This is a genomic window from Tsukamurella sp. NPDC003166, from assembly GCF_040611135.1.
Classification (GTDB): Bacteria; Actinomycetota; Actinomycetes; order Mycobacteriales; family Mycobacteriaceae; genus Tsukamurella.
In genome coordinates this window covers 43839-65476 of sequence record NZ_JBEXNL010000022.1, presented here as the reverse complement: position 1 = coordinate 65476, position 21638 = coordinate 43839, and the positions used below count along the sequence as shown (strand labels likewise).

General features: G+C 71.8%; 21 protein-coding genes and 1 tRNA gene. 15 read left to right on the top strand and 7 right to left on the bottom strand.

Annotated elements, in window-relative coordinates; genetic code table 11:
- The first annotated feature begins 15 nt into the window (after window positions 1–15).
- Genes ABZX10_RS20060 through ABZX10_RS20050 form a run of 3 tightly spaced genes read left to right on the top strand, consistent with a single transcriptional unit; the run spans window position 16 to window position 2255 of the window.
- Window positions 16–402, top strand: coding sequence for a YciI family protein (locus tag ABZX10_RS20060; RefSeq protein WP_355544044.1), 387 nt, complete (start codon window positions 16–18; stop codon window positions 400–402).
- A complete protein-coding gene (locus ABZX10_RS20055; protein ID WP_355544041.1) occupies window positions 402–1595 on the top strand; it encodes a DUF6596 domain-containing protein in 1194 nt (397 codons plus the stop codon). Before ABZX10_RS20060 ends, ABZX10_RS20055 begins: the two co-directional genes overlap by 1 nt.
- A gap of 36 nt (window positions 1596–1631) precedes the next feature.
- Window positions 1632–2255: a maleylpyruvate isomerase family mycothiol-dependent enzyme gene (locus ABZX10_RS20050; protein WP_355544038.1), complete on the top strand. Its 624-nt coding sequence runs from the start codon at window positions 1632–1634 to the stop codon at window positions 2253–2255.
- A gap of 36 nt (window positions 2256–2291) precedes the next feature.
- Here ABZX10_RS20050 and ABZX10_RS20045 read toward each other — a convergent pair whose 3' ends face one another.
- Window positions 2292–3014: a Clp protease N-terminal domain-containing protein gene (locus ABZX10_RS20045; protein ID WP_355544035.1), complete on the bottom strand. Its 723-nt coding sequence runs from the start codon at window positions 3012–3014 to the stop codon at window positions 2292–2294.
- A 31-nt stretch (window positions 3015–3045) separates the two neighbouring features.
- Complete coding sequence (locus tag ABZX10_RS20040) at window positions 3046–3711, bottom strand: TetR/AcrR family transcriptional regulator (protein WP_355544032.1); 666 nt, start codon at window positions 3709–3711, stop codon at window positions 3046–3048.
- 61 nt (window positions 3712–3772) lie between these two features.
- Here ABZX10_RS20040 and ABZX10_RS20035 point away from each other — a divergent pair, with 61 nt between their 5' ends.
- Genes ABZX10_RS20035 through ABZX10_RS20015 form a run of 5 tightly spaced genes read left to right on the top strand, consistent with a single transcriptional unit; the run spans window position 3773 to window position 8244 of the window.
- Complete coding sequence (locus ABZX10_RS20035; RefSeq protein ID WP_355544029.1) at window positions 3773–4726, top strand: 2-dehydropantoate 2-reductase N-terminal domain-containing protein; 954 nt, start codon at window positions 3773–3775, stop codon at window positions 4724–4726.
- Window positions 4727–4774: 48 nt separating this feature from the next.
- Complete coding sequence (locus ABZX10_RS20030) at window positions 4775–5584, top strand: SDR family NAD(P)-dependent oxidoreductase (protein WP_355544026.1); 810 nt, start codon at window positions 4775–4777, stop codon at window positions 5582–5584.
- Between the two features lie 51 nt (window positions 5585–5635).
- Entirely contained in the window at window positions 5636–6829 is a 1194-nt protein-coding gene (locus tag ABZX10_RS20025) for an FAD-dependent oxidoreductase (protein ID WP_355544023.1), read from the top strand.
- An 8-nt stretch (window positions 6830–6837) separates the two neighbouring features.
- On the top strand, window positions 6838–7818 hold the full coding sequence (locus ABZX10_RS20020) for a DUF5995 family protein (protein WP_355544020.1): 981 nt from the start codon (window positions 6838–6840) through the stop codon (window positions 7816–7818).
- Window positions 7819–7842: 24 nt separating this feature from the next.
- Entirely contained in the window at window positions 7843–8244 is a 402-nt protein-coding gene (locus ABZX10_RS20015; RefSeq protein WP_355544017.1) for a PaaI family thioesterase, read from the top strand.
- Between the two features lie 161 nt (window positions 8245–8405).
- On the opposite strand, the gene ABZX10_RS20010 is transcribed toward ABZX10_RS20015, so the two are convergent.
- Window positions 8406–9080 carry an HAD-IA family hydrolase gene (locus tag ABZX10_RS20010; RefSeq protein WP_355544014.1) on the bottom strand — a complete coding sequence of 225 codons (675 nt, stop codon included), beginning with the start codon at window positions 9078–9080 and terminating at the stop codon, window positions 8406–8408.
- Between the two features lie 49 nt (window positions 9081–9129).
- Entirely contained in the window at window positions 9130–9306 is a 177-nt protein-coding gene (locus ABZX10_RS20005; RefSeq protein ID WP_355544011.1) for a hypothetical protein, read from the bottom strand.
- Between the two features lie 50 nt (window positions 9307–9356).
- Here ABZX10_RS20005 and fdnG point away from each other — a divergent pair, with 50 nt between their 5' ends.
- From fdnG to nrfD, 3 genes are read left to right on the top strand one after another with little or no spacing between them, the layout of a single operon-like run.
- Window positions 9357–12578: a formate dehydrogenase-N subunit alpha gene (fdnG, locus tag ABZX10_RS20000; protein WP_355544008.1), complete on the top strand. Its 3222-nt coding sequence runs from the start codon at window positions 9357–9359 to the stop codon at window positions 12576–12578.
- A 31-nt stretch (window positions 12579–12609) separates the two neighbouring features.
- Window positions 12610–13647, top strand: a complete 1038-nt coding sequence (locus tag ABZX10_RS19995) for a 4Fe-4S dicluster domain-containing protein (RefSeq protein ID WP_355544005.1) — start codon at window positions 12610–12612, stop codon at window positions 13645–13647.
- On the top strand, window positions 13648–14745 hold the full coding sequence (nrfD, locus tag ABZX10_RS19990; protein WP_355544002.1) for an NrfD/PsrC family molybdoenzyme membrane anchor subunit: 1098 nt from the start codon (window positions 13648–13650) through the stop codon (window positions 14743–14745).
- Here the strand turns inward: nrfD and selD are convergent.
- Entirely contained in the window at window positions 14735–15724 is a 990-nt protein-coding gene (selD, locus tag ABZX10_RS19985; protein WP_355543999.1) for a selenide, water dikinase SelD, read from the bottom strand. The two genes, nrfD and selD, sit on opposite strands and share 11 nt — an antisense overlap.
- A 62-nt stretch (window positions 15725–15786) precedes the next feature.
- Here selD and ABZX10_RS19980 point away from each other — a divergent pair.
- From ABZX10_RS19980 to ABZX10_RS19965, 4 genes are all read left to right on the top strand, one after another.
- Window positions 15787–15882, top strand: a tRNA-Sec gene (locus tag ABZX10_RS19980).
- 33 nt (window positions 15883–15915) lie between these two features.
- Entirely contained in the window at window positions 15916–17211 is a 1296-nt protein-coding gene (gene selA / locus ABZX10_RS19975) for an L-seryl-tRNA(Sec) selenium transferase (protein WP_355543996.1), read from the top strand.
- Complete coding sequence (selB, locus tag ABZX10_RS19970; protein WP_355543993.1) at window positions 17199–18980, top strand: selenocysteine-specific translation elongation factor; 1782 nt, start codon at window positions 17199–17201, stop codon at window positions 18978–18980. Before selA ends, selB begins: the two co-directional genes overlap by 13 nt.
- 141 nt (window positions 18981–19121) lie before the next feature.
- Window positions 19122–19328 (top strand): hypothetical protein, encoded by a 207-nt coding sequence (locus tag ABZX10_RS19965; protein ID WP_355543990.1) that lies wholly within the window; start codon window positions 19122–19124, stop codon window positions 19326–19328.
- Between the two features lie 4 nt (window positions 19329–19332).
- Here the strand turns inward: ABZX10_RS19965 and ABZX10_RS19960 are convergent, their stop codons facing one another.
- Complete coding sequence (locus ABZX10_RS19960; RefSeq protein ID WP_355543987.1) at window positions 19333–20328, bottom strand: ArsR family transcriptional regulator; 996 nt, start codon at window positions 20326–20328, stop codon at window positions 19333–19335.
- A gap of 117 nt (window positions 20329–20445) precedes the next feature.
- Window positions 20446–21612, bottom strand: a complete 1167-nt coding sequence (locus tag ABZX10_RS19955) for an FAD-dependent oxidoreductase (protein WP_355543984.1) — start codon at window positions 21610–21612, stop codon at window positions 20446–20448.
- Window positions 21613–21638 lie beyond the last annotated feature (26 nt).

The following is a 21638-nucleotide window of genomic DNA, read 5'->3' as shown; positions in this document are numbered from 1 at the left end:
ACACGAGGAGGAATCATGCATTACGCACTGCTGCTCAACAACGCCGAGCCCGCCGAGGGTGACGTTCCGATGGAGGCCATGCTGCAGATGCAGCGGGCGATGGCGGACTACACCGCCGCGCTGCACGCCGCGGGTGTGCTGATCGGCGCAGAGATCCTGGAACCGCAGGCGCAGACGGTCACCGTCACCCGGCGCGACGGTGACCTCCGGGTCCAGGACGGTCCCTTCGCCGACACCCGCGAGGCGCTCGCCGGCGTCTTCCTCCTGGACGTGCCGGACCGCGACGCCGCGATCGCCTGGGCGGAGAAGCATCCGGCCACCCAGTACGCCGTGATCGAGGTCCGGAGGGTCGCCGCGGCCTGCGACGAGGGCATCTGGAACACCAACGCCTGCACGGACTGATGGACGTCGACGCCGGGGTGCGGGCGGAGACCGCCGCGCGCACCTCGTACGGCAGGTTGCTGGCGCTGCTCGCCGCCCGCACGCACGACCTGGCCGCCGCCGAGGACGCGCTCGCCGACGCCTTCGAGCGGGCCCTGACCCGGTGGCCCGTCGACGGCGTCCCCGACGATCCTGATGCCTGGCTGCTCACGGTGGCGCGGAACCGTCAACGGGATCGGTGGCGCTCGGCGGCCGAGCGCACGTCCGTCCCGTTCGACGATGCCGCGCACGACCATCCGGAGCCCGGTGCCGCCGCGGACCGTCGTCTCGAGCTCCTGCTGGTGTGCGCACACCCCGACCTCGGGGCGGCCGGAGTGCCGCTCATGCTCAACACGGTCCTCGGGTTCACGGCCGCACAGATCGGCGCGGCCTTCCTCGTCCCCGCGGCCACCATGGCCGCCCGGCTCACCCGCGCGAAGAAGCGCATCGCGCACGGCGGGATCCCGTTCGCGGTCCCCGAGGGCGCCCCACTCGAGGCCCGGCTCGACCCCGTCCTCGAGGCGATCTACGCCTCGTACGCCATCGAATGGCCGACGCCGCCGCGCGAGCGGCACGCCCTGCTCCTGGGCCTCATGGGCACCGTCGTCGAGGCGGCACCGTCGGTCGCGGAGGCGCACGGACTGGCCGCCCTGATGTACCTCTCGAGTGCCCGGCTACCCGCCCGCGTCGACGAGGACGGACGGTACGTCCCGCTGGCCCAGCAGGATCCGGCCCGGTGGGACCGCGACCTCGTCGCCGCCGGACACCGCCGGCTGCGTGCCGCCCACGCGCTCGGCGCCGTCGGGAGGTTCCAACTGGAGGCGTCGATCGGGGCGGTGCACTGCGCCCGCGCTCCCGGCGATCCGCCGGACTGGCCCGTCCTGCTGCGCCTCTACGACGCCCTCGCCGTCATCGCGCCGACCCGCGGGGCAGGCGTCGCGCGCGCCGCCGTCGTCGCGGAGACCGACGGTGCGCGTGCCGGTCTCGCCGCGCTCGACGCCGTCGACGGTGCCGAGCGCCTGCAATCGGTCTGGGCGCTGCGCGCACACCTGTTGGACCAACTCGGCGACCACGCGGCGGAGTCCGCGTACGCCAAGGCGGTGTCCCTGACGACCGATCCGGCCGAACGTGAGTACCTCGCGGACCGCGCCCGCCGATTCCGCCCTCTCCGGTGATGCGGCGCGCTACGGTGAGCGGGACGAAGGAGTTCCATGTCCGATGTCTGGCAGCTGGTCCACGCGGAGCGCCGCGCCCTGATCTCCTTCCTGGAGGATATCGACGACGCGCGATGGGACACCCCGTCGCTGTGCCCGGGGTGGCGCGTGCGGGACGTCGTCGCGCATCAGATCTCCACGGCGGACACCACGCGTCTCGGCTTCGTCAAGGGAATGATCCTCGCGCGCTTCGACTTCGATCGTGACAACCAGAACGGTGTCGACCGTGAGATCGGGCCCGCGCCGCAGATGCTCGAACGCTTCCGGGCGCTCGTCGCTCGCACGTCGGGCCCGCCGGCGCCGCTGGACACGCGACTCGTCGAGGTCGTGGTGCACGGCGAGGACATCCGTCGCCCGCTCGGCGCGGTGGGGGAGTACCCCGTCGAGGCCGTCGAGCGCGCGCTGCGGCTGCAGGCGCGGACCGGAACGGGCATGGGCGGCGCCAAGGAGCATGTCGCCGGTCTGCGGCTGCGCGCCACCGACGCGGACGTCACCATCGGCGATGGTCCGGAGGTCACCGGACCGTTGCTGGCCCTGCTCCTGGCGGTGAGCGGCCGCACCGTCGCCGTGCCCGACCTGGGTGGGGCGGGTGCGGCGACCCTGATCGAGCGGCTCGGCTGAACCGTCAGCGCCGCGGGTGATCGCGACGCGTGCGTGTCACTGCGTCGAGTACGCCGACAGGATCTCCCGGACGGCGGCGTCGATCTGCGCATGGTCCACACCGAGCTCGGCGAGGATGGTCGCGCCCGGGCCGGTGCCCTCGGCGAGGACGCCGAGGAGGACGTGCTCCGTGCCGACGTAATTGTGGCCCAGTCGCAGCGCCTCGCGCAGGACCATGTCGACGGTCTTCCTGCCCGCCGTCGAGAACGGGATGAGCTCGGGCGCGTCGGTGTCGTCCGCGACGGGAATCCGCGCCCGCACCGCGGTCTCGGTCACGCCGCGCCCGACGAGCAGCCGCGCCGCGATGCCCTCGGGCTCACGGAAGAGTCCCAGCAGGATGTGGTCGGTGTCGATCACCGGGCTCCCTGCGGCGCGCGCCTCTTCCTGTGCTGCGACCACCACGCTGCGGGCTCGGGGTGTGAAGCGCGAGTACGGCGAACCCGACGCCTCGATCAGGGTGGCCGGGTCGATGCTGGGGGGAGCGGAGCGCTGCTGCGCCGCCTGCTTGGTCATCCCCATGGACTCGCCGATCGAGGTCCACGTGGCGCCGTTGCGCCGCGCCTGGTCGACGAAGTGACCGACGAGATGGTCGGCGGTCTCGCCGAGGTGCGCGGCGATGGCCACGGCGTCGCCCAGGTGCTCGAGCGCGCTGCCCTCGGGATGTAGGGCGTGCACCGTCCGGATGAGCTGGTCGAGGCTGACGGGGGAGTTCTCAAGCATGCGTCAAGCATGAGTTGACGCGACGGATTTGTCAATCACCGGTTGACGACGAGCTGGTGATCGTTCCGGCGGCGTCGAGTAGTGCGTTCGCGACCGCGCTCAGGATCGGCGTGAGCGAGCCGAGTGTCTCGGGTCCGCGGGTGGCGATGTGCTCCAGGATCAGCGAGTCCGTCGCCCCCACGGCTGCGCGGGCCACCGCGTGCGGAAGCTCGGCGGGCGCTCTCGCGGTCGCAGAGTAGATCTCGCCGAGTGCGCGCATCGAGGTCGCGCGCCATCGCTCCTGGCACGCGAGAACCTCGTCCACCGGTTGCGGGGCTGCCGCAACGAAGGCGCGGGTGTAGTCGGGCATGCCGGCGAGGGCGGCGGTCAGGCTCGCGTACAGCCGCTCGATCCGCTTCCGCTCGGTGCCCGCGGCGCGCCACGACTCCTCGTTCAGGGCGGCGGTCACGCGGTGCGCGGCGTGGTCGAACGCTGCGCGATAGCAATCCTCTTTGTTGGCGAACTGCTGGTAGAAGGTCTTGCGCGACACGCCCGCCAGACGCACGACGTCCGCCACCGTCGTTTCCGCGTAGCCTCTCGTCGCCACCGACCGCGCCATGGCGTCCAGCATCCGAGCGCGCTGCGAAGCCGCGACCTGCTCGGGGCCCAGGTGATGCGGACCACGGGGAAGGGGCGGGAATTTCTCGGCATCGGTCATCGTTGGGCCATGATATTCGAGAAACGTCAGTGTTTCTCACTTGTGGAACGGAGACCTCCGGATGTCGGATCAATGGCGGGTAGCGATCATCGGGGCAGGGGCGATCGGCAGCGTTTTCGCCCTCAAGCTCGCGGACGCCGGGCACGACGTGACGATGGTCGTGCGCAACCCGGAGCGCCGCGCAGCGATCGAGGCCGACGGGGTGCGCGGCGTCTCCGGTGGCAAGGCTCAGCGGGCGGCTGTCACCACGGCTCCCGCGCTCGAGGGCGACTTCGACCTCGTGATCGCCCCGGTCCAGCGTCAACAGTTCGACGACCTGGTGCCCACTCTCGCCGCCAACGGCTCGCGCCGGATCATGCCGATGCTCAACAACGCGACCGACGCCGACGGCTGGAACGATCAGCTCGGCGCGGACCGGGTGACCTGGGGATTCCCTGCGATCGTCGCGGAGAACAAGGATGGCGTCATCGAGTACTCCATCGTGCCGGGCTTCGTGCAGAGCACCACAGTGGGACGTCCCGACGGTTCCGTCACCGAAGACGTGCGGGGCCTCAAGGCGCTGTTCGACGATGCCGGCATCCCGACCGTGATCTCCGAGCGGATGGATTCCTGGCTCAAGACGCACGCCGCCGTCGTCGCCCCCATGGTGGCAGCGTCCTTCCTGCCCGCGCGTGAGGGCATCGGTCCCCGTCTCGGCTGGAAGTCCGCAAGCGCGCTCGGCGCCGCGGTTCAGGCCGGGCTGCGTGCAGTCAGTGGATCCGGTGCCACGATCGATCCCTCGAATCTGAAGGTCTTGCAGTATCTTCCGGCGCCCGTTCTCACCGCGCTGCTCGTTGCGGCCTTCTCGACGCCCGCGGGCAAGGGGCTGATCGGCACCCTCAACGGCACCATCGCTCAGGAGAGCGCGACGCTGCTCGGCCAGGTGGAGGCGCTCGCCGCGCGTGCCGGGGTCGACGGTGCCCCGCTCGCCGGGTTGCGCGCGCTCGTCCCCGCCGCGGACGCCGCCCGGGCCTGACCTCCACGACAACAGAATCCGCCACACGATCTCAAGGAGAGAACCACCATGCCGCAGAACGTCCTGATCACCGGCGCGTCGTCGGGCTTCGGCGAGGCGCTCGTGGGCGCCTTCGCCGACGCCGGCGCCACTGTCACCGCCACCATGCGCGATCTGGGCAAGACACCGTCGAGCTTCGCCGCGCGGGAGGGCGTACTCGTGCAGTACCTCGATGTGACCGATGAGGATTCGGTGGGTGCAGCGGTCGCCGCTGCCGAAGCGACGTTCGGCCCGATCGATGTCCTCGTCAACGCCGCTGGCTACACCCAGGTCGGATCGGCTGAGGAGCTGACCCTCGACGAGATCCGAAAGCTCTTCGACGCGAACTTCTTCGGGCTCGTGTCGACGATGAAGGCCGTCCTACCCGACATGCGGCAGCGCGGCCGTGGTCACATCATCAACTTCTCGTCGCTCGCCGGCGTGGTCGGCCTGCCCATCGTGAGCGCGTATTCGGCCACGAAGTGGGCCGTCGAGGGGTACACCGAGGCGCTGTCCCGCGACCTCGCGCATCTGGGCGTGACGTTCACCATCGTCGAGCCGGGCATGTTCGCGACCAATCTCGGGGCGTCCGCGAGTAGGCCCGAGACCCCGATCGATGCGTACTACTCCTCGGACGCGGCGATCGGTCGCCGTTGGTACGACGGAACCACGGGCGACCTCGCCGAGGCGGCGCGGGCGATCGTCTCGATCGCCGGTACCGAGAACCCGCCGCTGCGCCTCTACGTCGGCCACGCACTCGACGACGCCCGGCGGTACGCCCAGGAACGGCTCGACGAGTGGGACCGGTGGCGTCATCTCACCGATGCCACGCTGGGGTAGCCGACCGCCACGGGGGTTCCGCTCAGCGGTGGACGGGGCTACGGTCGAGACATGGGTGCGATCGTCATCGTCGGAGCAGGACTGGCGGCCGCGAAAGCGGCCGAGGCGCTACGGGATCTGGGCCACGACGGCCCGATCACGCTGATCGGCGCGGAGTCCCATCCGCCCTACGAGCGACCTCCGCTGTCCAAGGACTACCTGCAGGGAAAGGCCGATCGAGACAGCGTCTTCACCTTCGACGCCGCCTGGTACGCCGACCACGACGTCACTGTGCGGACCGGCGTTCGCGCCACTGCGCTCGACCGGGAGGCGCGCACCGTCGGCCTGGACACCGGTGAGTCCGTGCCCTACGACGAACTGCTCCTGGCCACGGGTTCCCGTGCGCGTCCGCTCCCGGGCGCCGACGGCGTGCACTACCTGCGCACGCTCGACGACAGCGACGCGCTGCGCGCCGTCTTCGACAAGGGAGGCCGGCTCGGCGTCGTCGGCGCCGGGTGGATCGGGCTCGAGGCGGCCGCCGCGGCGCGCGGGGCCGGCCTGGAGGTCACCGTCGTCGAGCCCGCAGAGCAGCCGCTGCTCGGCGCCCTCGGCGCCGAACTGGGGAAGGTCTTCGCCGACCTGCACCGCAGCCACGGCGTGGATCTGCGGACCGGCGTCGGCGTGCGGGCCGTCGAGCCCGGCGGTCGAGGACTGATCCTCGACGACGGCACGACCGTCGAGACCGACGCGGTCCTCGTGGGAATCGGCGCGATGCCGAACATCGAGCTCGCCGAGGCGGCGGGCCTGGCGATGGCGGAGGGCGGCGTGGCCGTCGATGCGGGCCTGCGCACCTCCGACCCGCACGTCTACGCCGTGGGTGACATCGCCGCCGCCGAGAACCCGACGGTGGGCCGTCGCGTGCGGGTGGAACACTGGGCCAACGCGCTCAACCAGCCGCGCGTCGCCGCCGCGAACATGCTCGGCGGATCCGAGGTCTACGACCGGCTTCCGTACTTCTTCACCGACCAGTACCAGCTCGGCATGGAGTATCTGGGCCTCTCCACCGGGTACGACGACGTGGTGATCCGCGGCGACCTGGAGGGGCTGGAGTTCGTGGCCTTCTGGCTCGCGGACGGGCGTGTCCTCGCGGGGATGAACGTGAACGTGTGGGACGTGGGCGATGATGTGCGTGCGCTGATCACGTCCCGCCGGGTGGTCGACGCGGCTCGGCTCGCAGATCCCGGCGTACCGCTCGCGGAGGTCTAGTACGCATGATGTCCCGGTGGTCGGCGCGGGTCGCCGGCACGATCACCGCTGCGGCGATAGCGGTCTCGTTCGTGTCCGTTCCGTCGGGTGCGGCACCGTCGGCCTACTGCGGCACCACGTTGACGCCCGCGGAGAACAAGCGCATCGTCGAACTGTCCGACCCGGCGGCCCTGCCGACGGCGCCGACCTTTGCGAGCCTCGACGATCTCACCGTCCGGCAGCGGGGCATCGCCGACATCCTCGCGGCGCATCGGGACCGGCGCGGGCTGTTCGGCGTGGGGATGGACGGCGTGATCCGCGACGCCGTGACCCCGACGCAGCGCAACGAGTCCGGGCTCGACGATCCGCGGTACGCGAAGTCGCTGTCCATCGGCCTGATCGGTCGGTACTTGCGCGCGATGCACGCGCAGTGGACCGGCGGATCCGTACCGCAGTGGTGGAGCAACTACTTCCGGCTGGCCTCGCGCTGCGAGCTACCGCCGGGCCGCGTCGCGATGGCCGGCTACAACGCGCACATCACCGTCGACCTGGCCTACACCGTCGAGCAGGCGCACAGCACGCCGGCGAATGCGCTGGACTTCTACCGCATCGTGGACTCGATCGCGAAGAACGGCAACGTGATCCCCGAGCGCAGTAAGCGGATCTTCGGCGCCGACCTGTGGGGCCTGTGGACCTTCTACTTCTTCGGGCAGGGGCTCGACCGGATCGTCGGTGCGGGCGTCGCGTCCAACCTGATGCTGCGCGCCGCGGACGACGGCTACAACACCCTCACCTTCGCCAACGGTCTCGCCCTGCAGAACCCGGGCATCCGACCCGCTACCGAGGGCGCCATCCTTGCGCTGTGGCAGACCGGCGAGGTCGCCTTCGACGTGTTGTCCGGACTGGGTGGCCTCGGTACTCCTGTCTCCCCGGCTCCGGCGCCGAAACCGACTCCGGTGCCCACCCCACGGCCGACGCCCGCCCCGGTCCTCGCCGCCGCCGGTCGCTGATCCGGCGGGTGCGATAGTGCAGGGGTGAGCTTCCAGGATCTCGTCGACTACAACGCCTCGCTGCCCTTCAACCGGTGGGCGGGGATCGAGGTGCTCAGTGCGGACCGCGAGGAGGTCGTGCTCCGCCTCGAACGCCGTGACGACCTCTGCCAGAACGTCGGCGGCCTGCACGCCGCGCTCATCGCCGGCGTCCTGGAGAACGCGTGCGGTTACGCGCTCGCGATGCACCCCGGCGCGGGCGGCCTGGTCACCCAGATGGACACGCAGTTCCTGCGGCCCGCTCAGGGCGATGCCTTCCTGGCCGTCGGTCGGGTGATCAAGCCCGGCAGCAAGCAGAGCTTTTCCGAGGCCGACTTCTTCGTGGAGGTCGACGGTGCGCGAGGGCCGCGGTTCGCCACGGCCCGCGCGCTCATCGTCCCGACCTAGCCGCCGCACCTCGACTATCGGCAGCGCGCTGCCGGAACTCGTGAACGCTGCCACCTATTGGCAGCGTTCACAGGAACGTGCAGCGCGCTGCCGAAACCTTCGGCCGAGCCGCTCTGTCGCTGTGCCTACCGACGGTTTCACTCCTTGTCGGCCCGCGCCGGTCAGGCCGTCAGGTGGATGCCCGCACCGTCGACGGTGACCGTCACCCCCGTCAGGTCGTCGACCTGCACGTCGGGGGAGAACCGGCCCGCGCCCCGCCCGATGCCGACGACGCGCATCCCCGCGGCCCGCGCCGCAGCGATCCCCGCCTCGGAGTCCTCGAAGACGATGCAGTCGGCGGGGTCGACGCCGAGCAGTTCCGCGCCGCGCAGGAACCCCTCGGGGTCGGGCTTGCTGGCGCGCACGTCCTCCGCGGTCACCCGCACCGCGGGCAGCGGCAGTCCGGCCGCACCCATGCGCGCCGTCGACAGCGCCACGTCGGCGGAGGTGACCAGGGCGTGCGGGGCACCGTCGAGCGCGGTGAGGAAGGCGAGCGCACCGGCGATGGGGACGATGCCATCCGTGTCCGCGGTCTCCTGCGCGAGCAGGAGCCGATTCTCGGCGAGGTTGACCTCCATCGGCCGGTCGGGCAGGAGGGCGGCCATCGTCGCGTGGCCCTGCCGGCCGTGCGCCACTGCCAGCACCTCCGCCGGGTCGAGGCCCTTCTCCTGCGCCCACCTCGACCAGCACCGTTCGACCACTGCGCGCGAGTCGACGAGCGTGCCGTCCATGTCCAGCAGCAGTGCACGACCGGTGAGCATGTGGTCCTCCTGGGACTCGTGGGGTGGGCTACGCACTCACCCTACGGTTCGGCGGGTTCCGACACGCCGCGCCCGGCGCCGGCGGTCACTGTTCGACGATCAGGTCGCGGGTCAGCTCCGACAACCTGGTCCGGGTGACGAGCCCGGTGAAGTCCGTCGTGGTCAGCGGCAACCGGAACTCGGTGATCTGCGACTGGAGCTTCGCGAAGACCTCGGACACCGGGCTCGGCAACACCGTGAAGTGCTGACGGGACAGAAACACTCGAGCCGGTTCCAGGGCGACCTCCGCGCCGGCTGACTATGCTGGTCGGTATGACGAGGTTCAGCCCCCTCGAATGGCCCGTGGTCCGGCAGCTCCGCTCCGGGGACGTGTTCGGCCGCGGCCCGGCCGTCGAGTCCCCGCGCACTCGGGCGCTCGAGCCGCGCACGAAGACGGCCGATCGGGTGGTGCAGAGCGTGTGCCCGTTCTGCGCCGTCGGCTGCGGCCAGAAGGTCTACGTCAAGGACGAGAAGGTCATCCAGATCGAAGGGGATCCGGATTCGCCCATCTCGCGCGGCCGCCTGTGCCCCAAGGGTTCCTCGAGTGAGCAGCTGGTCAACAATCCGCTGCGGCAGACGAAGATCCGTTACCGGGCACCGTTCGCGACGGAGTGGCAGGACCTCGACCGGGACACCGCGATCGACATGATCGCCGATCGGTTCGTGCAGGCGCGGCGGCACGGCTGGCAGGACTTCGACGAGCACGGTCGCCCGCTGCGCCGCACCATGGCTATCGCCTCGCTCGGCGGCGCGACGCTCGACAATGAGGAGAACTACCTCATCAAGAAGTTGTTCACCGCCGCGGGCGCCATCCAGATCGAGAACCAGGCCCGCATATGACACTCCGCCACGGTTCCCGGTCTGGGAGCCTCGTTCGGGCGCGGCGGCGCCACCCAGTCCCTGCAGGACATGGCCAACGCGGATTGCATCGTGCTCATGGGCGGCAACATGGCCGAGGCGCACCCCGTCGGATTCCAGTGGGTCGCTGAGGCGAAGGCGCGCGGCGCGCGGGTGATCCACGTCGATCCCCGTTTCACCAGGACCTCCGCGGTCGCGGACCGGCACGTGCCGATCCGCGCGGGTTCCGACATCGTGCTGCTCGGTGGGCTCATCAACCATGTGCTGAGCACCGAGAAGTACTTCCACGACTACGTGGTCGCGTACACCAACGCGTCCGAGATGGTCGGCGAGGACTTCCGCGACACGGAGGATCTCCACGGCCTGTTCTCCGGGTTCGACCCGGAGACGGGCACCTACGACCCGTCCACGTGGCAGTTCGTGCCGGGGCGCGATGAGACGCTGCAGGATCCGCGCACCGTCTTCCAGGTGCTGCGCCGGCACTACTCCCGGTACACCCCGGAGGTGGTGGCCGACATGTGCGGCGTCTCGGAGGCGGAGTTCCGCTACCTGGCGGATTCGATCACGAGCAACTCGGGCCGTGAGCGCACCACGTGCTTCGGGTACGCCACGGGCTGGACGCAGCACACGATGGGCGCGCAGTTCATCCGCACCGCGGCCATCCTGCAGCTGCTCCTGGGTAACGTCGGGCGGCCGGGCAGCGGCATCATGGCGCTGCGCGGGCACGCCAGCATTCAGGGCTCCACCGACATCCCGACGCTGTTCAACCTGCTGCCGGGCTACCTGCCGATGCCCTCGGTGGGCAAGCACGACACGCTGGCCGACTACATCGCATCGGTCCGGCCGGAGACGGGCAAGGGGTACTGGCAGTACGCCGACACGTACATGATCAGCCTGCTCAAGGCCTGGTGGGGCGATGCCGCCACCGCGGAGAACGACTACGCCTACGACTACCTGCCGATGCTGAACGGCCCCGCCGGCACGTACCAGACCGCCGTCGACATGCTCGACGGGAAGGTCGACGGGTACTTCGTGCTCGGTCAGAACCCTGCGGTCGGTTCGGCGAACGGGCGGCAGCAGCGCATGGGCATGGCGAAGCTCAAGTGGATGGTGGTCCGCGATCTGAACATGATCGAGACCGCGACGTGGTGGAAGGACGGCCCGGAGATCGAGTCCGGTGAGCTCCGCACCGAGGACATCGGCACCGAGGTCTTCTTCATGCCGGCGGCCACGCACGTCGAGAAGGCGGGCTCGTTCACGCAGACCCAGCGGATGCTGCAGTGGCGGCACCAGGCCGTGCAGCCGCCCGGGCAGGCGCAGAGCGAGCTCGACTTCTTCTACGAGCTCGGCGTCCGGATCCGCGAACGGCTCGCCGGCTCGACCGACGATCGTGATCGCCCGTTGCTGGACCTCACCTGGGACTACCCGATGGACGAGCACGGCAACCCGGATCCCGAGGCGGTGCTCTCGGAGATCAACGGTCGCTTCGTCTCCGGGCCCGACGCAGGGAAGAACCTCACGTCGTACTCGCAGCTGAAGGCCGACGGTTCGACGATCGCGGGCTGTTGGATCTACACGGGCGTCTACGCCGAGGGCAGCAACCACGCCGCCCGGCGCGTGCCCCAGGGCGGCGGCGGGATCGCGCAGTCCGAGTGGGGCTGGGTGTGGCCCGCGGACCGTCGGATGCTCTACAACCGCGCCTCGGCCGACCCGCAGGGGCGGCCCTGGAGCGAGCGCAAGAGGTACATGTGGTGGGACGAGGCGGCGGGCCGCTGGACCGGGCCCGACGTGCCCGACTTTCCGGCCACCCTCGCGCCCGGCACGGTGCCCGAGCCCGGGGCCACGGGGGCCGACGCCCTCGCGGGCGATGACCCGTTCATCATGCAGGCGGACGGCAAGGGCTGGTTGTTCGCGCCGACGGGGCTGGTCGACGGTCCGCTGCCGACGCACTACGAGGCGCAGGAATCGCCGGTGCGCAACGCGATCCACCCGCAGCAGCAGGCGCCCGCGCGAGTGATGTTCCCGCGCGAGGACAACCTCGACGCGCCGAGCGCCGGCGACCCGGGCGCGGACGTGTACCCGTACGTGTTCACCACCTACCGGCTCACCGAGCACCACACCGCGGGCGGGATGAGCCGGTGGTCGCCGTATCTGGCGGAGCTGCAGCCGGAGATGTTCTGCGAGGTCTCCCCGGGGCTGGCCGCGGAGTGCGGGCTGGAGAACGAGGGCTGGGCCACGATCATCTCGCCGCGCGCCGCGATCGAGTGCCGCGTGCTGGTCACCGAGCGGATGCGACCGCTCACGGTGGGCGGCCGGACGGTGCACCAGGTGGGATTGCCGTACCACTGGGGCGTGGGCTCCGATGCTGTGGTGACCGGTGACGCCGCGAACGACCTGATCGGCGTCACGCTGGACCCGAACACGCAGATCCAGGAGTCGAAGGTGGGGTCCTGCACCGTGATCGCGGGCCGCCGGCCGCGCGGCGCGGCGCTCGAGGAGCTGGTCCAGAGCTACCGGGACCGGGCGGGGGTCACCGTCGAGACCGACAACGTGCGCCTGACCGACCCACGGCCCGAGGACATCTTCCCCGACCCGGAGCGAGACGATCCCGAGCAGGAGGGGTTCACTCGATGGTGACCAGCACACGACGAGGAGGAGGTGTCAGGCGATGGGACAGCTGACCGGCCCCACCGACCCGAGTGTCGACGCGCACTGGCACGTGCACGAGGCGCGGCGTGGCTTCTTCACCGACACGTCGATCTGCATCGGCTGCAAGGCCTGCGAGGTCGCGTGCAAGGAGTGGAACCGCAATCCGCGCGACGGTGACCTCGAGCTCACGGGCATGTCGTACGACAACACCGTGGCGCTCGGCGCCAGCACCTGGCGACACGTGGCCTTCATCGAACAGGACCGCGAGAGCATCGAGCGCGCCCGCGAATCCGGCCGTGCGCTGGTCGGCCTGGGCATGCCCGCGATCCGCGGTACTGCCCCGACGAGTGCGGGGGCTGCGGCGACCGAGGAGATGCCGGCCAGGGGTGACGCGGACGTCACGCCGCCCGACACCCCCGAGTTCCGCTGGCTGATGTCTTCGGACGTCTGCAAGCACTGCACCCATGCGGGCTGCCTCGACGTGTGCCCCACGGGCGCGATGATGCGCACCGAGTTCGGCACCGTCGTTGTGCAGAACGACATCTGCAACGGCTGCGGCACCTGCGTCGCGGGCTGCCCGTTCGGCGTGGTCGAGCGGCGTAGCGACGGCACCGTCGCCCCGACCACACGGGAGGGCTATCGCAAGGGCGAGCAGCCGCCCGTCGACAACCGTGGGATCGCGCAGAAGTGCACGCTCTGCTACGACCGGCTCCGCGACGACGAGACGCCCGCGTGCGCCAAGACCTGCCCCACCACGTCGATCAAGTTCGGTGAGCGCGACGAGATGGTGGCGACGGCCCGCGAACGCGTCGCGCAGCTGCATGCGCAGGGCATGACCGAGGCCCGCCTGTACGGCGCCAACGAGAACGACGGTGTGGGTGGCACCGGCTCGGTGTTCCTCCTGCTCGACGAGCCGGAGGTCTACGGTCTCCCGCCCGACCCGCGGGTCTGCACGGCCGACCTGATGACGATGTACAAGCGCGCCGGCGCCGCCGCCGCGGGGATGATCGCGGCCGCCGCCGTGTCCTTCCTATCGGCCCGGAAGCGGGGCCGATAGATGACGAGCTCGGAGTTCGACCAGTTCCGCCCGCCCCTGCCCGAGCGGCGCGGCAAGCGCGGCGACGGTTCGGGCAGGTCCGGGAAGTCCAGGCGGCCTGACGATCTCATGGTGCCCGAGGCGGTGATCGAGCACGTCGACGGCTACTACGGCCACCCGATCGTGAAGCCGCCGCCGTGGGAGGCGCCCGTGGGCGCGTACCTCGTTCTCGGTGGCATCGCGGGCGGCTCGGGCCTGCTCGCCGCGGGCGCGCAGCTCTCGGGGTACCCGGTGCTGCGCCGCAACGCCCGCCTCGCCGGCCTCGGTGCCGCGGGCGTGGGCGCGCTCGCGCTGGTCGTGGATCTCGGTCGGCCGGAACGCTTCCTGCACATGATGCGCACCTTCAAGGTCACCTCGCCGATGAGCGTCGGCTCGTGGATCCTCTCCGGGTACAGCGGCATGATCGGCGTGGCCGCCGCGGCGGAGGTCGACCGGCTCCTCGGCGAGCGGCTTCCGCTCGGCCCGCTGCGGAAGGTGCTGCGGAGCGCGGAGGCGCCCGCGGGCCTGGGCGCCGCGGTGTTCGCGACGCCGCTCGCGGCGTACACGGCGGTGCTCCTCGCGGACACGGCGATGCCCACCTGGAACGCCGCCTACCGGGATCTGCCCTTCGTCTTCGTCAGTTCGGCGAGTCTCGCCGCCGGCGGGTTGGCACTCGTCACCACCCCGGCCGCGGAGGCGGCGCCGGCCCGGAACCTCGCGGTGCTCGGTGTGATCGGTGATGTGGCCGCGACGCGGATCATGGAGTCCCGCATGGATCCCGTGGCCGCGGAGCCGTTGCATCACGGCACGCCCGGCACGCTCATGCGCTGGGCGGAGCGGCTCGCGATCGCCGGGGGCGTGGGTGCGCTGCTCACGGGCGGTCGCCGGGGCCGGGTCCGACGGTGCCTCGCCGCCCTGTCCGGCGGCGCGCTCGTCGCAGCGTCGGCGTGCACCCGGTTCGGTGTCTTCGAGGCCGGCCTGGAATCGGCGAAGGACCCGCGCTACACGATCGAGCCGCAGAAGCGGCGCCTGGCAGCCCGCCGCGCTGCGGGGAACACGGGCGACTCGATCACCGGATGACGATGCGCCCGGCCGGCCCGGTGACGGTGCGGCCGATCACCGGGTAGCCCGGTACCTCGCCCACCACGAGCAGGCCGCCCGAGGTCTGCGCGTCGGCGAGGAACAGCAGATCGTTGTCGCTCGCCCCGTCGACCTCGAGGTGTGGCGCCACCCAGTCCAGGTTGCGGCGGGTGCCGCCCGAGACGAATCCGTCCCGCAGGGCCTCGCGCGCACCGTCGACCAGCGGGACGGCGGCGGCGTCGATCTCCGCCGCGACACCCGAGGCCCGGCACATCTTGAACAGGTGCCCGAGCAGGCCGAACCCGGTGACGTCGGTGGCGGCCCGCGCCCCCGCCGAGAGCGCGGCGGCGGCCGCATCCCGGTTGAGCGTCGTCATCGTCGCGATCGCTGCCTCGAAGACCTCGCCCGTGCGCTTGTGCCGGTTGTTGAGCAGCCCCACGCCGATCGGCTTGGTCAGCGTGAGCGGCAGCCCCGCGACGGCGGAGTCGTTGCGCAGCAGCCGGTCCGGATGCGCGACGCCGGTCACGGCCATGCCGTACTTGGGCTCCGGGTCGTCGATGCTGTGGCCGCCGATCACCGGACACGCGGCCTTCTGCGCCACGGCCAGGCCCCCGCGCAGCACTTCGGTCATCAGCTCCATCGGCAGCTGCTCGCGGGGCCAGCCCACGAGGTTGATGGCCATCACCGGCCGGCCGCCCATCGCGTAGACGTCCGAGAGGGCGTTGGCGGCGGCGATCCGGCCCCAGTCGAAGGCGTCGTCCACCACGGGGGTGAAGAAGTCCGCGGTGGAGAGCACGGCCAGATCGTCGGACAGCCGGACCGCCGCGGCGTCGTCACCGTCGTCCAGCCCCACCAGGACGTCCGGGGCGACTTGACCCTGCAGGCCCCGCACCGCGTCCTCGAGTTCACCGGGAGGGATCTTGCAGGCGCAACCGCCGCCGTGCGCGAAGGAGGTGAGCCGGGCCGGGTCTGCGGTCATGGCACCACGCTAGCGCGCCGACCGAACCCCGGAGGCGGGCGTCGGGGTCTATGTTGGTCGGCGGAGGTGTCCGGGTTCCTGGTGGGCCCCCCGGTCTTCAAAACCGGTGAGGTCGAGTATCTCGGCCTGGCGGGTTCGATTCCCGTCCACCTCCGCCACCTTCCGGCGGACGGACGAGCAGAGGAGGCCGCGTGACGGATCCCCGCAGGCGGATTCCCCGCACCGATCGGCTGCTCGCCGAGCCGGCGCTCGTCGCGGCGGCGGCGCGGCTGGGCGAGCGGCGGGTCCGCGCCGCGATCGCGCGGGCCCAGGACGCGGCTCGCCGGGGCGAGTTGGCGCCCGAGGCCGTCTCGGGCGCGATCGAGCGCGACCTCGCCGCGACGGCCCCGTCGTCCCTGCACCCCGTGCTCAACGCGACCGGCGTCGTGGTGCACACCAACCTCGGCCGGGCGCCGCTGTCGCCGGCTGCTGTTGCGGCGCTGGTCGACGCCGCCGGCTATGTCGACGTGGAGCTCGATCTGGTGACCGGCATGCGGAGCAAGCGCGGCGTGGCGGCCCGAGCGGCACTGCTCGCGGCGTGCCCGGTCGCGGAGGACGCCCTCGTGGTCAACAACGGGGCGGCGGCACTCGTGCTCGCGACCACCGCGCTCGCCGCCGGCAGCGAGGTGGTGATCAGCCGCGGCGAGCTGATCGAGATCGGCGCGGGCTTCCGCCTGCCCGATCTCATCGCCTCCACCGGCGCCCGGCTACGGGAGATCGGCACCACGAACCGCACCCACGCCCGCGACTACGCCGAGGCGATCGGCCCCGACACCGGATGCGTCCTCAAGGTGCACCCCAGCAACTTCCGCGTCGAGGGCTTCACCGCCGAGGTCGGGCTCCCCGAACTCCGCGAGGTGTGCGGCGACGTCCCGCTGGTCATGGACCTGGGCAGCGGCCTGCTCGCCGCGGATCCAGCGTTGCCGGGGGAGCCCGACGCCGCGTCCGCGCTCGCCGCGGGCGCCGACCTGGTGACCGCGAGCGGCGACAAGCTCCTCGGCGGCCCGCAGGCCGGAATCGTCCTCGGCCGTGCGGATCTCGTGCAGCGTCTCGCACAGCACCCGCTCGCCCGCGCGGTGCGCGCCGACAAGCTGGTGCTCGCGGCGCTGGAGGCCACCGTCGGCGGGCCGCAGGCGCCGGCGATCGCGTACCTGCACGCCGAACCTGACGGGCTGCGCCGCCGCGCGGAGCGACTCGCCGAGCGCGTCGGCGGCACCGTCGTCCCGCACGACGGCAGGGTCGGTGGTGGAGGTGCACCGGGAGTCCCGTTGCCGGGCTGGGCGGTCCGGCTGCCGGAGGGGCTCGCGGCGCCGCTCCGCGCGGGCGATCCCGCCGTGCTGCCGCGCGTCTCCGACGGGGCCTGCCTGATCGATCTGCGATGCGTACCGGAGGACTCCGATGCGGCCGTGGCCGCTGCCGTCGAGCGGGCGTCGGCGTGGACGTCGTAGCCACCGCGGGTCACGTCGATCACGGCAAGTCCACGCTCGTGCGTGCGCTCACGGGGATCGAACCCGACCGCTGGGCGGAGGAGCAGCGGCGCGGACTGACGATCGACCTCGGATTCGCGTGGACCGCGCTGCCGTCCGGCCGGGAGACTGCCTTCGTCGACGTGCCCGGGCACGAGCGCTTCCTCGGCAACATGCTCGCCGGACTCGGGCCCGTGCCGGTCGTCTGCTTCGTGGTCGCCGCCGACGAGGGGTGGAGCGCGCAGTCCGACGACCACCGCGACGCCGTGGCCGCCCTGGGCATCCGGCACGGACTGGTCGTGATCACCAAGACCGATCGAGCCCCCGCCCGCGTGGCCGCGGTGCGTGAGCAGGCGCGGGCGCGGCTCGCCGGTACCGGGCTCGCGGACGCGCCGACCGTCGCGGTCTCGGCGACGACGGGGGAGGGCCTCGATGCGCTGCGGTCGGCGCTCGACGGTGTCCTTGCGGGCGTTCCCGCGCCCGACCCCGCTGCCCGCGTACGGATCTGGATCGACCGGGCGTTCAGTGTCGTGGGTGCGGGCACCGTCGTCACCGGTACGCTCGCCGCGGGTACGGTGCGCGTGGGAGACGAGCTCGAGCTCGTCGGCGCTGCCGGGACACGGAGGGTCGTGGTGCGCGGTCTGCAGCGGCACGGCGCGGCCCGGGACGAGGTCGGCCCGGTCTCGCGCATCGCGGTCAACCTCCGCGGCGTCGCGGTCGAGGACATCCGCCGGGGTGATGGGCTGCTCGCGCCCGGCCTCTGGCCGGTGACGGACGTCGTGGACGCTCGGCTCGCGCTCACGGACGCCGAGACGCGCGTCCCGGAATGGCTCACCGTCCACGCCGGCACCGCCGCCGTCCCCGCCCGGGTACGGCCCTTCGGCGGCGAGCACGCGCGCCTGACTCTTGCCCGCCCCCTGCCGCTGGTGCTCGGTGACACGGTGGTGCTGCGCGATCCGGGCGCGAAGCGCATCGTCGGCGGAGCGACGGTGCTCGACGCGGATCCGCCGGCGCTGCTCCGGCGGGGTGACGGTGCGCGCCGCGCGGGTGCCCTCGCCGACCGGGGCGCTGATGGGGACTTGCTCGCGGAAGTCGCCCGCCGCGGCGCGGTCCGGCGCGACCGCCTCGTCGACCTGGGCTACGGCACAGAGGTCCCGGACGGCGTGCGGGTGGCCGGGGACTGGTGGATCCACGAGAAGACCCTCGACGCCTGGCAGGCGCGGCTGCGTGGTGCGGTCGCGGACCTGCACGAGCGGGATCCGCTCGCGGCGGGCCTGTCGCTCGGTGCGGCGAGCGAGACGCTCTCGTTGCCGGACCCGTCCCTGCTGCCGGCCGTGCTCGACGGTGCGGGACTCGACAGCGAGGGCGGACGGCTCGCCCTGCCCGGTCACCGTACCGATCTGGGGCCCGCGGAGACCGCGGTGGCGGAGATCGAGCGCCGGTTGGCCGCAGCGCCCTTCGCGGCGCCCGACGCGGACGACCTGGCGGCGCTCCGGCTCGGCGGCCGCGAGCTCGCCGCGGCGGAGCGCGCGGGGCGTCTGCTCCGGATCGCCGACGGGGTGGTGCTCTCGCCGCGCGCGCTCGCTCTCGCGATGCGGGAGCTGGCGGGGTTACCACAGCCCTTCACGACCTCGGAGGCGCGGCAGGTGCTGGGCACGAGTCGGCGGGTGGCGGTTCCGCTGTTGGAGCACCTCGACGGGAAGGGGTGGACCCGCCGGATCGACGCGGGACACCGTGAAGTGGTCCGCTGATTCCGTGACCTGTGGCCTCGTGCCGAGGTTCGTGTCGAGCGCCCGCGCGGAATGTGTTACGGCACACAGTGTCCGCGATCACATTTTAGCTCATTGCTTAAAGATTGGCGTCAGTCCCACGCGTCGCGGAGAGTATTGGGCATGACCAACTACCGTGACTTCAAGAGCCTCACCGCAGATCCCACCGCCGGCACCGTTTACGCCCGTCTCGCCGACGTTCAGGAGGACGCCGCGCTCCCCACCGCCGCGCCCCGCTCCGGATTCGCCGCCTCCGGCATCCGCGCCGCCCTGCAGCGCTTCGTATCGGCCAACCCCGAGTACACCGGACCCGCCGCACTCCGGTTCTGATCGATCACGGGCGGTGGCCGCGCGCCAACCGCTCACCGTCGGGTGTCCTGCGATAGAGCACCTCGCGCCCGCTCCGAGCCCGGTCGATGAGGCCGTTCTCGTAGAGCACGCGTAGGCTCTGGGAGACCGCCGACGGCGAGACCTCCAGACGCCGCGCCAGTTCGCCGACCGCCACGGGCTCGACGAGCGCATGCAGCACATCGGCTTTCGCCCCGCCGATCAGGCGGCGCAGCGCCCCGGGCGGTACTACCCGCGTCGACTCTGCGAGCGTCGCGCTGCCGCGCGCCGGGTAACCGACGTGCGGCGCCGCCGTCTCGGGGGAGTAGGCGCTCACCAAGCGGGTGACGAAGACGCTGGGCATCAGCGTCAGTCCCCTTCCCGCCGCTGCGAACTCGCCCTCCTCGCCGGCGTACGCAGTGTCGAGTCGCAGTCGGCCGTCGCGGTCCCACGCGAGTTGCGGTGCGAGTGAGTCGAACAACTGGGTCGGCCCGCCCATCGCGAGTTCCCGTCCGCGGAAAGTGATGTCCGCCTCGAGGATCCGGTTCACCGCTGCCCACACCGGAGCGATCGCCACGCGGTGGTAGCGCTCGAGCGCACCCGCGATCCGTGGCCCTGCGCGCTCGCCGTCGTCCAGCAGCCGCTGGAGCGGCGGCGACGGCTCGCCGCCCTCTCGAAGCTGCTGCAGCTGAGTGTGAATGAGCTCGGGATCGGTCGTCGCGATCGCTGTGAGGCCCTCGTCGAGCGAGGGTCGCGTGACGCCCGGCCTGGGGAGCGGGGTCAGGAAGTCCGGGATCGCCGGGCCGGGCGCGATCAGCGCGCTGATCAGCCTGTGGTCATAGCGATCGCGTTGCGCCTGCGCGTTGTCCTGCCACCGCTGCAGGTGCGCGGGCGTGCTGATCGTCCCGTTCAGATGGAACAGGCTCAGCGCCGTCTCGCTCATCGGAGCGAGCACGAAGCGCACGTCCGACAGATCGCGGACGTCGAGCACGTAGGTCAACATGAGACCGCCAGTGTATGTCCCGCAGGTCCCGCCCGATCGTGACTTAACAGCGTTAGCCCGGACGGCGTCCTGGGATTTCGTCTGCGACGAGTGCTTGCTACCCGCCGGTAACCGGGTTCACCGGGTGCGGTTCATCACGCGGAGCAGCGCGGGTCCGAGGATCGGCGCCGCGAGCGCCCGAATCATCAGGTCCTGCATCCGCTGATGCGCGCGGGTGGGCGGCGCGAACCGTGCCATCCCGATGCGGGCCTCTCGTTGTCGCGTCCGCACGTCGGACCGCAGCCCGGATTCCCATGTTCGCAACGCTGTTCCGAGGTCGCCGGGGTGGTCGGCGAGCGCCCTTGCGAGCCGGTCGGCGCCGGCCAGCGCGAGCCCCGCGCCGTGACCGGCGAACAGGGAGACGCACCACGCCGCGTCGCCGAGCAGCACGACCCCTCCGCGCGACCACGTGTCCATGACCACCTGGCTCACGGAGTCGACGTACGCGTCGTCGGTGTCGGCGCTCCGGCGCGCGGCCTCGTGCACGGGGCCCGAAAGATCGCCGAAGTGCGCGTTCAGGGCTTCGACGGGGTCGCGCGGCGCCTCGCTCGTCCGGTACGTGAAGAAGGCCGACGGTGCGCCGTCGCGGGGGCGGAACACCGCCGCGGTCCGGCCGACGTCGATGAACGTGCTCGCCGTCTGCTCGGGGAGCCCGTCCGGTGCGCCGTCCATCGGGAACGCGATCACCGCGTGGCCGAGGGAGCGGAGGCAGTCGTCCGCGGGGCCGAAGGCCAGCTCGCGGACACCGGAGTGCAGCCCGTCGGCGCCGATCAGCAGGTCCGCGTCGTGCTCGGTGCCGTCGCTGAGGGCGATGTGCAGCGGACCGGCGCCCGCGGCACCGTCGGACACGGCGGTGATAGTCGTGCCGAACCGGGGCTCGGCAGTATCGCCGAGTGCCTCGAACAGGACCGCCTCGAGGTCCCCACGGAACACCGTCAGGGCATGTGAACCTATTGATTCCTGCGCGAGAGCGGCGGGCATCGTCAGTTTGGTCGAGCCGTCGGCGCGGACGAGTCGCGAGGTGAAGATCCCCTGGTCCCGTTCGCGCAGGGCGGGGGCGAGGCCGAGCGCGTCCGCTGCGTCGAAGCCCGGTCCGAGGAGGTTCACCAGGTAGCCGCCGGTGCGGCGTTCGGCGGCGCGCTCCACGACGAGCACCCGGTGCCCGTCGCGCTGCAGTCGCAGTGCCGCTGCGAGTCCGGCGATCCCGGCCCCCGCGATGACGATGCGCAGTCCGTGGTCGGCCATGCATCCTCCTTGTTTGAACGAGTGTT